General features: G+C 70.1%; 13 protein-coding genes. 7 read left to right on the forward strand and 6 right to left on the reverse strand.

Going from position 1 to position 13,001, the window contains the following annotated elements; all coding sequences use genetic code 11:
* Nucleotides 1–47 precede the first annotated feature (47 nt).
* Nucleotides 48–398: a histidine triad nucleotide-binding protein gene (locus ABZ470_RS08280; protein ID WP_352009441.1), complete on the reverse strand. Its 351-nt coding sequence runs from the start codon at nucleotides 396–398 to the stop codon at nucleotides 48–50.
* A gap of 315 nt (nucleotides 399–713) precedes the next feature.
* On the opposite strand from ABZ470_RS08280, the gene ABZ470_RS08285 reads away from it, so the two are divergent.
* Both ABZ470_RS08285 and ABZ470_RS08290 read left to right on the forward strand, forming a co-directional pair.
* Complete coding sequence (locus tag ABZ470_RS08285; protein ID WP_184719763.1) at nucleotides 714–1,193, forward strand: SigE family RNA polymerase sigma factor; 480 nt, start codon at nucleotides 714–716, stop codon at nucleotides 1,191–1,193.
* Nucleotides 1,190–1,843 (forward strand): hypothetical protein, encoded by a 654-nt coding sequence (locus ABZ470_RS08290; protein ID WP_362910783.1) that lies wholly within the window; start codon nucleotides 1,190–1,192, stop codon nucleotides 1,841–1,843. Before ABZ470_RS08285 ends, ABZ470_RS08290 begins: the two co-directional genes overlap by 4 nt.
* A gap of 25 nt (nucleotides 1,844–1,868) precedes the next feature.
* Here the strand turns inward: ABZ470_RS08290 and ABZ470_RS08295 are convergent, their stop codons facing one another.
* The 3 genes from ABZ470_RS08295 to hrcA are packed head-to-tail and all read right to left on the reverse strand — an operon-like array spanning nucleotide 1,869 to nucleotide 4,817.
* Nucleotides 1,869–2,615: a 16S rRNA (uracil(1498)-N(3))-methyltransferase gene (locus tag ABZ470_RS08295; RefSeq protein ID WP_362910785.1), complete on the reverse strand. Its 747-nt coding sequence runs from the start codon at nucleotides 2,613–2,615 to the stop codon at nucleotides 1,869–1,871.
* A 33-nt stretch (nucleotides 2,616–2,648) separates the two neighbouring features.
* Nucleotides 2,649–3,791 carry a molecular chaperone DnaJ gene (gene dnaJ, locus ABZ470_RS08300; protein WP_352008600.1) on the reverse strand — a complete coding sequence of 381 codons (1,143 nt, stop codon included), beginning with the start codon at nucleotides 3,789–3,791 and terminating at the stop codon, nucleotides 2,649–2,651.
* A 12-nt stretch (nucleotides 3,792–3,803) separates the two neighbouring features.
* Nucleotides 3,804–4,817 (reverse strand): heat-inducible transcriptional repressor HrcA, encoded by a 1,014-nt coding sequence (gene hrcA / locus ABZ470_RS08305; protein WP_352009440.1) that lies wholly within the window; start codon nucleotides 4,815–4,817, stop codon nucleotides 3,804–3,806.
* A 195-nt stretch (nucleotides 4,818–5,012) separates the two neighbouring features.
* Here hrcA and ABZ470_RS08310 point away from each other — a divergent pair, with 195 nt between their 5' ends.
* The 3 genes from ABZ470_RS08310 to ABZ470_RS08320 are packed head-to-tail and all read left to right on the forward strand — an operon-like array spanning nucleotide 5,013 to nucleotide 7,200.
* A complete protein-coding gene (locus ABZ470_RS08310; protein WP_352008599.1) occupies nucleotides 5,013–5,741 on the forward strand; it encodes a hypothetical protein in 729 nt (242 codons plus the stop codon).
* Between the two features lie 59 nt (nucleotides 5,742–5,800).
* Nucleotides 5,801–6,652 carry a DUF3097 domain-containing protein gene (locus tag ABZ470_RS08315; protein WP_362910787.1) on the forward strand — a complete coding sequence of 284 codons (852 nt, stop codon included), beginning with the start codon at nucleotides 5,801–5,803 and terminating at the stop codon, nucleotides 6,650–6,652.
* A 23-nt stretch (nucleotides 6,653–6,675) separates the two neighbouring features.
* Nucleotides 6,676–7,200 (forward strand): DUF4870 domain-containing protein, encoded by a 525-nt coding sequence (locus tag ABZ470_RS08320; RefSeq protein WP_362910789.1) that lies wholly within the window; start codon nucleotides 6,676–6,678, stop codon nucleotides 7,198–7,200.
* Between the two features lie 12 nt (nucleotides 7,201–7,212).
* Here the strand turns inward: ABZ470_RS08320 and hemW are convergent, their stop codons facing one another.
* Entirely contained in the window at nucleotides 7,213–8,424 is a 1,212-nt protein-coding gene (gene hemW / locus ABZ470_RS08325) for a radical SAM family heme chaperone HemW (RefSeq protein WP_362910791.1), read from the reverse strand.
* Between the two features lie 158 nt (nucleotides 8,425–8,582).
* Between hemW and ABZ470_RS08330 the strand changes: the two genes are divergently transcribed.
* Nucleotides 8,583–9,860, forward strand: a complete 1,278-nt coding sequence (locus ABZ470_RS08330) for a glycoside hydrolase family 18 protein (RefSeq protein ID WP_352008596.1) — start codon at nucleotides 8,583–8,585, stop codon at nucleotides 9,858–9,860.
* A 109-nt stretch (nucleotides 9,861–9,969) separates the two neighbouring features.
* On the opposite strand, the gene lepA is transcribed toward ABZ470_RS08330, so the two are convergent.
* Nucleotides 9,970–11,811, reverse strand: coding sequence for a translation elongation factor 4 (gene lepA / locus ABZ470_RS08335; protein ID WP_352008595.1), 1,842 nt, complete (start codon nucleotides 11,809–11,811; stop codon nucleotides 9,970–9,972).
* A 74-nt stretch (nucleotides 11,812–11,885) separates the two neighbouring features.
* Between lepA and ABZ470_RS08340 the strand changes: the two genes are divergently transcribed.
* Nucleotides 11,886–12,887: a hypothetical protein gene (locus ABZ470_RS08340; RefSeq protein WP_362910793.1), complete on the forward strand. Its 1,002-nt coding sequence runs from the start codon at nucleotides 11,886–11,888 to the stop codon at nucleotides 12,885–12,887.
* Nucleotides 12,888–13,001: the final 114 nt, after the last annotated feature.

Consider the following 13,001-nt stretch of genomic DNA (forward strand, 5'->3'; position numbering starts at 1 on the left):
TTCCCCGCCATCGTATCCGTGTTCGACCCGATCGCGCTTTCCCGTTTTCACCCGGGCGGCCAGGTCAGGCCGCGTCCGCCGAGCACGTGCCCGTGTACGTGGAAAACGGTCTGTCCCGCCCCGGGACCGGTGTTGAACACGATGCGGTATCCGGGCTCCGCGACCCCCTCCTGCTCGGCCACCGTGTGCGCCGTCCTGAGCACCTCGTCGGCGAGCCCGTGGTCGGCCGCGGCCAGCGCCGCCGCGTCCTGGTAGTGGTCCTTGGGAACCACCAGGACATGGGTCGGCGCCTGGGGGTTGACGTCTCTGAAGGCCAGGGTCCGCTCGGTCTCGTGGACGACGTCCGCGGGAATCTCCCCGGCCACGATCCTGCAGAACAGGCAGTCGGCTTCACTCACCATGCGGGCACCCTATCCCCCTGCCGTCTCGTGAAGCCCCTTCCCCACTCCCCGCGCCGTTGTCAATCGGTGATGGCACATCGTCAGCGAACAAAGATCCGCCCAGCTAAGGTAAGTGTGCAAAACTTCAACAACGACAGCCCATGCGATTAGCACGATGTGGCCGCCTGGCGAGGACACGACTGGGTCATGCCCCCTAATGAACCGGCAGAGCGTAAACCCTCTGGGAAGGCCGAGCGTCCCACTGATGTGACCACCGAGACCCTCGTGGCCGACAGGTCGCTGGGGGCGGTGCCCGTCGGTTGGGACGCCGACATGGCCGTGACCGCGCTCTACAGCGCGCATTATCGGTCTCTTGTGCGTCTCGCAGTTTTGCTCGTCCGCGACATGGCAACCGCGGAGGAAGTCGTGCAGGACGCGTTCGTCGCCATCCACGGCGCCTGGCGCCGCCTGCGTGACACCGACAAGGCACTCGCCTACCTGCGCCAATCGGTCGTCAACAGATCACGCTCCGTGCTGCGGCACCGGGCGGTCGTTGAGAAGTACGCCCCGAAGGGCCTGCCCGACGCGCCGAGCGCCGAGAACGGCGCCATCGGCGAACTGGAGAGGTCCGCCGTCATCGAGGCGCTTCGCGGCCTGCCCGCCCGGCAGCGGGAGGCCCTGGTCCTGCGGTACTACGGTGACCTGTCGGAAGCGCAGATCGCCCACGCGATGGGCATCAGCAAAGGCGCGGTCAAGAGTCACACGGCTCGCGGCATGGCCGCCCTACGAACCTCACTGGAGCAACTGTCATGACCGACTCCCCCGACGACGAGTACGGCGAGCTTCTCCGCCGTGCCCTGAGCGCGGAGGCGAACTCGGTCGTTCCCTCCCCGGACGGTCTGGAGATCATCCGCGCCCGCATAGAGCGACGCGGGCTCCGCGGGCTGATGTGGTGGCGCGCCGGAGCCTCCGTCGCCGGGGCCGTCCTCGTCGCGGCGGCGGTCGTGGTGGTCGTGCCGCAGTTCCGTCACGACACGAAGCAGGTCCACAGCAACGAGGTCAACTTCACCGTGCCGACGAGCCCGGAGATGTCCGCGACGTCGCGGCCTCCACTGCGGACCGCCGGGCCGTCCCCCGCCCCGGCCAAGCCCGGCGTCACGCCTCCCACGCCTCCGGTGGCCTCGAAGTCGGGGACGCCGAGCCCGAAGCCGTCGGCGAAGCCGTCCAGGACTCCCAAGCCGTCACCGTCGCCGACCTGCGGGACGACCTCTCCCGGCACCACGGTCGAGCCCGAGGAGACGCAGAAGGGGTGTGGGGAGCCGACCGAGACCCCGGCCCCGCCGGAGCCCTCGGAGACGGGTGGCCCCTCCGAGGCTCCCTGCGCGGCCGACGAGTGCCCTCAGGACCCCCAGCGGACCCCGGTGCAGACGGACTCCTCTCCCGCCCCCGCGGCCCGTCCCTGAGGCGTTCGCGCCCCGGCGAGCCCCGTCACCAGCGGCCGGTACGGGTCTGTAGCACTGCCGCGGCGGCGACGCCCGCCGTCGAGGTGCGCAGCACCGTGGGCCCGAGCAGCGCGGCCACCGCCCCCGCCTCACGGAAGGCGGCGATCTCCTCCTCGGTGACGCCGCCCTCGGGACCGACGACCACGACGATGTCTCCGATGTCGCCGTCGTCCCCTGCGGGCAGGGGAAGGGTGGACAGCGGCGTGGCGGCCTCCTCGTGCAGCACGACGCCGAGCGCGGCCTCCGCCAGCAGGGCGGCGACCCGGGAGGTCGTCGCGGGTTCGGTCACCTCGGGCAGCAGGAAGCGCCGGGACTGCTTGCCCGCCTCCCGCGCGGTCGAGCGCCAGCGGGCCAGGGACTTGGCCGCGCGCTCGCCCTTCCACTGGGTGACGCACCTGGCGGCGGACCAGGGGACGATCACGTCGACCCCGGCCTCGGTCATCATCTCGACGGCCAGCTCTCCCCTGTCGCCCTTGGGCAGGCCCTGCACGACGACCAGGCGGGGGCGCGGCGGCACGACCTCGTAGCGGCGCAGCACCTCCACCCGGAGCGAGTCCTTGCCCGCGTCGAGCACGACGCACTCGGCGACCGCCCCCGCGCCGTCGGTGAGGTCGAGCCGCTCCCCCGTCCGCAGCCGCCGTACGGCAGCCGCGTGGCGGCCCTCGGGGCCGCCGAAGACGAACTCCCGCCGGGCCAGGTCACCCGGCTCCGCCAGGAAGACCGGAACCGTCATCGGCCCTCACAGGCCCCGCGGGCGCCCGCTGGATCAGCGGCCATTGAAGGCGTCCCGCAGGCGGGAGAAGAAGCCCTGCTGGCCGGGGGCGAACTTGCCGGGCGGGCGTTCCTCGCCGCGGAGCCTGGCCAGCTCGCGCAGGAGCTCCTCCTGAGCCTGGTCGAGACGGGCGGGAGTCTCGACGTTGACGTGGATCAGCAGGTCTCCCCTGCCGGTCTCGTTGAGGCGCTGGATGCCCTTGCCGTACAGCGGGATGGTCTGCCCGGACTGGGTGCCGGGGCGGACGTCCAGCTCCTCGGCGCCGTCGAGTGTCTCCAGCGTCAGGATCGTGCCGAGCGCGGCGGCGGTCATCGGGATCTGCACGGTGCAGTGCAGGTCGTCGCCGCGGCGCTCGAACGTCTCGTGGGGGCGCTCGACGATCTCCAGGAACAGGTCACCGGGCGGGCCGCCGCCGGGACCGATCTCGCCCTCGCCGGCGAGCTGGATGTGGGTGCCGTCCTCGACGCCCGCGGGGATGCGGACCTTGATGGTCCGCCGGGTGCGGACCCGGCCGTCGCCGGAGCACTCCTGGCAGGGGTTGCGGATGATCGAACCGAACCCGCCGCACTGCGGGCAGGGACGGGAGGTCATGACCTGGCCGAGGAAGGACCGGGTGACCTGGGAGACCTCGCCGCGCCCGTGGCAGACGTCACAGGTGTCGGGGTGGGTGCCCGCCGCCGCACCGGAGCCGGTGCAGACCTCGCACAGGATCGCGGTGTCGACCACCAGCTCGCGGGTCGTGCCGAAGGCCGCCTCCCGCAGGTCGAGCTCGACCCTGATGGTGGCGTTGCGGCCCCTGCGGGCCCGCGAGCGGGGACCGCGCCCCGCGCCGCCGCCCGCCGCGCCGAAGAAGGCGTCCATGATGTCGCTGAAGGGGAAGCCGGCGCCGAAGCCTCCGGCGCCCGCGCCGCCCGAGGAGAACGGGTCGGCGCCCATGTCGTACATCTGACGCTTGTTGGGGTCGGACAGCACCTCGTAGGCCTGGGTGATGTCCTTGAACCGCTCCTGGGTCTCAGGGTCGGGGTTCACATCGGGATGCAGCTCCCTGGCCAGGCGGCGGTAGGCCTTCTTGATCTCCTCCGCGCTGGCGTCGCGCCGCACCCCCAGGGTGCCGTAGTAGTCACTCTTAGTAGCCACTTAGTTGACCTCTTAGGATGCAGCCAGGATCTGGCTGACGTAGCGTGCCACCGCGCGCACCGCGCCCATCGTGACCGGGTAGTCCATACGTGTCGGACCCAGCACACCGAGCCGGGCCAGTTGCTTGCCACCCGAACCGTATCCGGCGGCGACGATGGATGTGCCCTGGAGACCCGTGTAGGGGTTCTCCGAGCCGATGCGCACCGTCAGCGCCGACAGGTCCGAGGTCTCACCGAGCAGGCGCATGAGCACCACCTGCTCCTCCAGGGCCTCCAGCACGTCGCGGAGCCCGACGGTGAAGTCGGCCCCCGCGAGATTGGCGGCCCCGGCGAAAACGATCTTCTCATCATGCCGGTCCACAAGGGACTCAAGCAGGACCGAAAGGATGGTGGCCGCGACGGGCCTGTCCTCGGCGGGCAGCCGTTCTGGCAGGTCGGCGACCATGTCGGGAACACTGGCCAGCCCGCAGCCGTCCAGGCAGGCGTTGAGCACCGCGCGCAGGTGCGCCACGCGGTTGTCGTCGATGACCTCCTGCAGCTCCACCACGCGCTGCTCGACCCGCCCGGTGTTGGTGATGAGCACGAACATCAGGCGGTGCTCGTTCAGCGGGACCAGCTCGACGTGGCGGACCTTGGAGTTGGAGATCGTGGGGTACTGGACCACGGCGACCTGACGGGTCAGCTGGGCCAGCAGCCGTACCGTGCGCATCACGACGTCGTCGAGGTCGACGGCGCCCGCGAGGAAGCTCTCGATGGCCCTCCTCTCCGCGCCGGACAGCGGCTTCACCTGGGAGAGGCGGTCGACGAACAGCCGGTAGCCCTTGTCCGTCGGCACCCGGCCCGCGCTGGTGTGGGGCTGGGCGATGTAGCCCTGCTCCTCCAGCACCGCCATGTCGTTGCGGATGGTCGCGGGGGACACACCCAGGTTGTGACGCTCCGCGAGAGCCTTCGAGCCGACCGGCTCATTGGTGGACACGTAGTCCTCGACGATGGCGCGTAGGACCGCCAGCTTGCGGTCGTCAACCAACGTGCTCACCTCCTACCTGCGCTCGGACGGGAAACGCCAGGTCTGGCACTCGGTGTTCCCGAGTGCCAAGTGTACGGCTCCAGCCCGGGGGGTGCGATAACACGGCACCAGGATGGGCGGGAGCGGGTCCTGGAGCAAGCCATTGTCAAGTCAGCTGCTATCGCTATCCAAGTGGTAAGGGCCACAATTAGGTATATGTCCAATGATTTCGGATCCCCTTCGGGTTACGGCACCCCCCAGCAGCCGTACGGCCAGCCCCACCAGCAGCAACAGCAGTACCAGCAGGGCGGCCCCTCCTTCGGCTACCCGCCCCCGGGATACGGCGCCCCCCAGGGCCCGCCGCCGAAGGTGAAGCCCAGCGTCGGCTGGATCGTCGGCGTGTGGCTGCTCTTCGTGCTGAGCGTGATCATTGGCTTCGTCGGTTTCGCGGGCGGTCTCTTCAACGCGGTCACCGAAGCCGCCCCGACCTCCTCCTTCGGCCCCGACCAGAAGACGACCGTCAGCATCGACCCGGCGAACAAGCCCGCCATCTACGTCGCCGCGGCCAAGGGCACGAACTTCGAGTGCCAGATCGAGGGCGCCCCGGGAACCGTCAAGCTCCAGCGGCCGAGCTTCCAGCAGACCGTCACCGCCGACGGGCAGCTGTGGGAGCTCGCCCTGCGGATCGGGGTGGACAAGGCGGGCGACTACCCGATCACCTGCACCACCTCGGGCGGGGTCGACGCCAAGTTCGGCGTGGGCAAGGAGATCGTGGCCGACTCGGTGATCAGCGGCACGCTGATGCTGTTCGGCGTGCCGGGGATCGGGTTCCTGCTGGCCGTCATCGTGACGATCGTCGTGCTGGTCAAGCGCAGCGGCGCCCGCAAGCGCCAGGCCGCGGCCGCGGCGGCCCAGTGGGGACAGCCTGGAGCCTACGGCAGGTGAGGCCCGCTCTTTGCTACCGTCCCACGTGATCCCCTGCGAGAGGTGGCTGACGGCCGGTGATGTACGAGCGTGACGTGCTGGCGGGAAACTGGCGTCGTCCCCTCAAGGGGAAGATCCCCCAGGTCCCCGCCGAGCCCGACCTGGTCGTCGAGGACGCCGAGAGCGGCTTCTGCGGCGCCGTGGTCGCCTGCGACAAGGAGGCCGTCACCCTGGAGGACCGCTTCGGGCGGCGGCGCCTGTTCCCGCTCGACCCGGCCGCGTTCCTCCTCGAAGGCAGGACGGTGACCCTGGTACGGCCCGCCGCCGCGTCTCCGGGCTCCCGGGGACCCCAGGGGCCCCAGGGGCCCCAGGGGCCACGGCGCAGCGCCTCCGGCTCCATCGCGGTCGAGGGCCTGCGGGCCCGGGTCGCCAGGGAGAGCCGGATCTACGTGGAGGGCGTGCACGACGCCGCGCTGGTCGAGAAGGTCTGGGGACACGACCTGCGCGTCGAGGGCGTCGTGGTCGAGTACCTCGAGGGCGTCGACCACCTCCCCGAGATCGTCGCGGAGTTCGGGCCCGGCCCTGAGCGTCGTCTCGGTGTGCTCGTCGACCATCTGGTCGCCGGGTCCAAGGAGAGCCGGATAGCGGCCGAGGTCTCCTCGCCCCACGTGCTGGTCGCCGGGCACCCGTTCGTGGACGTCTGGCAGGCCGTCAAACCGTCGGCGCTGAGGATCGCCGCCTGGCCCCGGGTTCCGCGCGGCCTGCCGTGGAAGGAGGGCGTCATCGCCGCCCTCGGATGGGGGGTCGATCCCGCGGAGGCCTGGCGCCGCATCCTCGGATCGGTCACCACCTACGCCGATCTCGAACCGGAGCTCCTCGGCCCGGTCGAGCGGCTGATCGACTTCGTGACCGACCCCGCCCAGGACGACTGACCCACCCCATCGAGGAGACGGCCATGAGCGACAATCCCGAGCGGTTCCCGCACGAGGAGCACCCCCGGCCTGGGTACGGAGCGTGGCCCGGCCCTCAGCCCGGCCCCCCTCCAGGCCCTCCCCCCGGGCAGGGATACCAGGGGTACCCGCCCCAGGGCGGCTGGCCGTACGGTCACCAGGGGTACGGTGTGCCCGGTTACGGCGGTTACGGCGGGCAGGGCCCGCGTCCGGGCACCGACGACACGACCATGGCGATGCTCGCCCACCTGCTGGGCCTGCTGACCTCGTTCGTCGGTCCGCTGGTGCTCTACCTCGCCAAGCGGGACGAGGCCCCCTACGTGCGGGCCCAGGCGGCCGAGGCGCTGAACTTCCAGCTCACCCTGATGATCGCCTATCTGGTCTCCTGGATGCTGGCCTTCGTGCTGATCGGCTTCCTGCTGATGCCGCTGGTCTGGATCGGCTCACTCATCCTGATGATCATCGCCGCCGTCGCGGCCAACCGCGGAGAGAGCTACCGTTACCCGCTGAACATCCGGTTCGTGAGCTGAGTCCCGTACCGGTCAGGTCAGGTCGCGCACCAGGGCGTCGGCCAGCAGGCGGCCCCGCAGCGTGAGCACCGCCCGCCCGGTCTTGAACGGCTCCACTTCGAGCAGGCCGTCCGCCAGGGCTCTGGCGACGACCCTCGGCCTGTCCAGCTCGCGAAGCGGGAAGCCCGCGGAGAGTCTCAGCTCCAGCATCAGGCGCTCGACCGCCCTGTCCTGCGAGGTGAGCACCTCGCGGGCGTGCGCGGGCGAGGCACCGGAGGTCAGGCGCTGGGCGTAGGCCGCCGGATGCTTGACGTTCCACCACCGGGTGCCCCCGACGTGGCTGTGCGCTCCGGGACCGACCCCCCACCAGTCGCCGCCGGTCCAGTACAGCAGGTTGTGCCTGCAGCGCGCCGCCTCCGAGGTGGCCCAGTTGGACACCTCGTACCACTCGAACCCGGCCTCGGCGAGCATGCCGTCGGCGATGAGATAGCGGTCGGCGGCCACGTCGTCGTCCGGCATCGGCAGCTCGCCTCGCCGGATCCTGGCCGCCAGCCTGGTGCCGTCCTCCACGATCAGCGAGTAGGCCGACACATGATCGGGCCCCGCCTCGATCGCGGCGGCCAGGGAGGCTCGCCAGTCGTCGTCGCTCTCCCCCGGCGTGCTGTAGATCAGATCCAGGTTGACGTGCTCGAACCCCGCCGCACGGGCCTCCGCGACGGCCTGGGCCGGGCGGCCGGGGGTGTGCGCCCGTTCGAGGACCCGCAGCACGTGCTCGCGGGCGCTCTGCATGCCGAAACTCATCCGGGTGAACCCGCCGTCGCGCAGTTCCTCAAGGTAGGCCGGGCCGACCGACTCGGGATTGGCCTCGGTGGTCACCTCGGCGCCCGGTGCGAGGCCGAACTCCTCCCCGATCACCTTCAGGATCGCGACCAGGTCGGCCGCGGGCAGCAGAGTGGGGGTGCCCCCGCCGAAGAAGACGGTCCGGACCGGCAGGTCGGCCTCGCCGAGGTTGGCGCGTGCTCGCCGTACCTCCCTGATCGCGGTGCGCGCGTAGTCCTCGCGGGAGGCGCCGGGGCCCAGCTCCGAGGCGGTGTAGGTGTTGAAGTCGCAGTAGCCGCACCGGGTCACGCAGAAGGGGACGTGGACGTAGAAGCCGAAGGGCCGCTCCCCCAGGCCGTGGAGCGCGCTCTCCGGCAGGTCACCCGAGGGGGGTACCGGATCGCCGTCGGGAAGTGTGGATGGCACGTGACCAAGTCTGCCGCCCCGGACGCGGTGCCCGGTACGCCGGATCCGGCCAGACCGTTGACGGGTAGATCGCCCAGGTCTACGATCCGGGAAAACTTAAAGGAAAGTTTCCTATAAGTTCCACCCCCCAAGGCCCCCCAGGCAACGTGGAGAAGCCCGTGCAGAGACTCCTCCGGAACACGCTCGCCGCGGCCCTGGCCGCCGGTCTCGCGGCCACCGCCGCCCCGGCGCCCGCCCAGGCCCAGACCAACACCGGCCACGGTGACCGCTTCAAGCGGGTCGCCTACTTCATCCAGTGGGGCGTCTACGGACGCAACTACCACGTCAAGGACATGGAGACCAGCGGCGCGGCGGCGAAACTGACCCACATCAACTACGCCTTCGGGTCCGTCAGCGCCGAGGGTACGTGCGTCTCCTCGGACGCCTGGGCCGACTGGCAGCGACCGGTACCCGCCGAGCAGAGCGTGGACGGCGTCGCCGACGCCCCAGGCCAGGCCCTGAACGGCAACCTGAACCAGCTCAAGAAGCTCAAGGCCAAGCACCCCGGCCTCAAGGCCCTGATCTCCCTCGGCGGCTGGAGCGGCTCGAAGTACTTCTCCGACGCCGTCCTCACCGAGGAGAGCCGCGCCAAGCTGGCCGCCTCCTGCATCGACCTGTGGCTTCGCGGCAACCTGCCCGACACCGCGGCCGGCACCGGGGCGGGCGTGTTCGACGGCATCGACCTCGACTGGGAGTGGCCCGGCAGCGAGGGCAACGAGGGCAACGTCGTCAGGCCCGAGGACAAGCACAACTTCACGTTGTTCACCACCGAGCTGCGCCGCCAGCTCAACCAGTACGACCGGCGCAGTGAGCTGACGGCCTTCCTGCCCGCGGGCGGACCGAAGATCGACGCGGGCTTCGAGGTCCGCGACGTCTTCAAGAACCTCACCTTCGCCACCATCCAGGGCTACGACCTGCGCGGCTCGTGGGACCCCATCACCGGTCACAACGGCAACCTGTTCACCGACCGGCGCGACCCCAACACGGTGAAGTACAGCGTCGAGCAGACCGTGCGCGACTACCTGAACCGCGGCGCCTCGGCGAAGAAGATCGTGGTCGGCATCCCGGCGTACGGCCAGGGCTGGACCGGTGTGACCGCGGGCGGCAACGGCCTGTTCAAGCCCGCGACCGGCCCCGCGCAGGGCACCTGGGCGGCGGGCACCGACGACTACAAGAACCTGGTCAAGAAGCCCGGAAAGCGCTACCGCGACGTGCTGACCGGCGCCAACTGGCTCTACGACGGCAACGAGTTCTGGTCCTACGACGACCCGGCCACGGTGCTCCAGAAGGCGGCCTACATCCGCCTGCGGGGCCTGGGCGGCTCGATGATGTGGTCCATCGACCAGGACGACGACAAGGCGTCCCTCACCTCGGCGCTCTACAAGGTCCTGCGCTGAGTCTCCCCTGAGACCGGGCGGGGCCGGCGATCCTGGGTCATCGGCCGCCCCGCCCGCACCACCCCGCGACGCCCCCGTCCGCGCTCCTCGCGGGCGGGGGCGTCGCATCTCACTTCTTCGGCTTGTCCGCCGAGGAGGACTCGGTGGACAGCGCGGCGACGAAGGCCTCCTGGGGGACCTCGACACGGCCGACCATCTTCATCCGCTTCTTGCCCTCCTTCTGCTTCTCCAGCAGCTTGCGCTTACGGGAGATGTCGCCGCCGTAGCACTTGGCGAGCACGTCCTTGCGGATGGCGCGGATGTTCTCCCTGGCGATGACCCGGGCGCCGATGGCGGCCTGGATCGGCACCTCGAACTGCTGCCTCGGGATGAGCTCGCGAAGCTTCTTGGCCATCTCGACGCCGTAGGAGTAGGCCTTGTCCTTGTGGACGATGGCGCTGAAGGCGTCGACCGCCTCGCCCTGGAGCAGGATGTCGACCTTGACCAGCTCGGACTCCTGCTCGCCGGAGGGCTCGTAGTCGAGCGAGGCGTAGCCGCGCGTGCGGGACTTGAGCTGGTCGAAGAAGTCGAAGATGATCTCGCCGAGCGGCATGGTGTAACGGATCTCGACCCGGTCCTCGGACAGGTAGTCCATGCCCTGCAGATTGCCTCTGCGGTTCTGGCACAGCTCCATGATGGCGCCGATGAACTCGGAGGGGACCAGCACGGTCGCCTTGACCATCGGCTCGAAGACCTTGTCCACCTTGCCCGTGGGGAACTCCGAGGGGTTGGTGACCGTGAACTCCTTGGCGTCCTCCATGATCACCCGGTAGATCACGTTGGGCGCGGTGGAGATGAGGGAGAGGTTGAACTCCCGCTCAAGACGCTCCCTGACGATCTCCATGTGGAGCAGGCCGAGGAAGCCGCAGCGGAAGCCGAAGCCGAGCGCCGCCGAGGTCTCCGGCTCGTAGACCAGGGCCGCGTCGTTGAGCTGCAGCTTGTCCAGCGCCTCGCGGAGCTCGGGGTAGTCGTCGCCGTCGATCGGGTAGAGGCCGGAGAACACCATCGGCTTGGGGTGCTCGTAACCGCTGAGCGGCTTCGCGGCGGGCTGCGCGCCCGAGGTGACGGTGTCACCCACCCGCGACTGGCGCACGTCCTTCACGCCGGTGATCAGGTAGCCCACCTCACCGACGCCGAGGCCCTTGTCCGCGATCTTGGGCTCGGGGGAGATGACGCCGATCTCCAGGGTCTCGTGGGTGGCGCCGCTGGACATCATCAGGATGCGCTCACGCTTGCCCAGGTGGCCGTCCATGACCCGGACGTAGGTGACCACGCCGCGGTAGGTGTCGTAGACGGAGTCGAAGATCAGCGCGCGGGCGGGGGCGGCGGCCTCGCCGACCGGGGCGGGGACCCGCTCGACGACGTGGTCGAGCAGTTCCCTGACGCCGACGCCGGTCTTGCCGGACACCTTCAGGACGTCCTCGGGCTCACAGCCGATGAGGTGGGCGATCTCCGCGGCGTACTTCTCCGGCTGGGCGGCCGGGAGGTCGATCTTGTTGAGCACCGGGATGATCGTCATGTCGTTGTTCATGGCCAGGTAGAGGTTGGCCAGCGTCTGCGCCTCGATGCCCTGCGCGGCGTCGACCAGCAGGATCGCGCCCTCGCACGCCTGCAGGGAGCGGGAGACCTCGTAGGTGAAGTCGACGTGCCCGGGGGTGTCGATCATGTTGAGGACGTAGTCGGCGCCGTCGACCTGCCACGGCAGCCTGACCGCCTGTGACTTGATCGTGATGCCGCGCTCGCGCTCGATGTCCATCCGGTCGAGATACTGGGCGCGCATGGAGCGGTCGTCGACCACGCCGGTGATCTGCAACATGCGGTCGGCAAGCGTTGACTTGCCATGGTCGATGTGCGCGATGATGCAGAAGTTGCGGATCACCGCGGGATCGGTCTGGCCAGGCTGAATGCGCACCGGTGTCCGTTTCGACGGGATTGACGACGATCTACGGCTGGCATACCAGCCGTTCTCCATGGTGACATGTCCGGGTGATTACCCGGACCAGAGCACGACGCGGCCTGCGCCTTCTCGTGGCGGTCGCGGCCGTGCTCCTTGTGCTGCCCGGGGTGGCAGCGGCCACCCTCACGATCCAGTTTACCGGGACGCCCGCCCCGTGGGCGAAGAGCACGGGCCATGACGCCCTGTGGCTCGGTCACATGTGGGTGGACGGCCGCAAGGACGCCGCCGACGTCAAGGCCCTGGCCGTACGGCTGCGCGGCACCGGGATCAAGGACCTGTACGTCCATTCGGGCCCGTTCGGCCTCGACGGCGCGCTTTCCCCCGAGAAGTACTCCGGGGCCGCCGCCTTCCTCAAGGAGATCCACGCGCGGCTTCCCGGCGTCCGGGTCTCGGCGTGGCTGGGGCAGAAGGTGAACGGCCGCCTCAGCCTCGGCGACGCGGCCGCGCGCCAGCGGGTGCTCGACGGCGCCCGCGCAGTCATGGCCGTGGGCTACGACGGCGTGCACTACGACTTCGAACCGGTCGGGGACGGCGACGCCGGCTTCCTCGACCTGCTCGACCGGACCCGCCAGATCGTCGGCAAGGACCTGCTCTCCGTCTCCACGCCCCAGATCGAGCCGTTCCCGCTCACCCGGCCCCTCGCGCGTCTGGCCATCGGCCACGACAAGTACTGGTCCCCGGACTACTTCAGGGATGTGGCCTCCCGTACCGACCAGGTGGCCATCATGACCTACGACTCCTACTACCCCTCCACGATCCTCTACGGCGGCCACGTCGTACGGCAGGGCACCCTGGCGCTCGGCCTCGTGCCGGACGACAAGACGGTGCTGATCGGCGCACCCGCCTACCACGACCACGGCGTGGTCTGGGGGGACGCGGCGGAGAGCGTCGCGACGGCGGCCGAGGGCGCCAGACTGGCGCTGACCTCGCACGGGACCCGCCGGGAGCTGTTCGGGCTGGCGCTCTACGTGGACTTCGCCGCCACACCCGAGGACTGGAAGGAGTATGAGGACTCCTGGTTCAACCCCTGACGCCACCGAAGCCCTCCTTCCAGACCGGCGGCCCCCTGACGGCTCTCCGACGACTCTCCGGCGGCGATGCGCGCACGCGGCCGGAGGCGGACACGGTAAGCTGGGTGGACACTC

It is taken from the genome of Streptosporangium sp. NPDC020072, assembly GCF_040631445.1.
Classification (GTDB): domain Bacteria; phylum Actinomycetota; class Actinomycetes; order Streptosporangiales; family Streptosporangiaceae; genus Streptosporangium.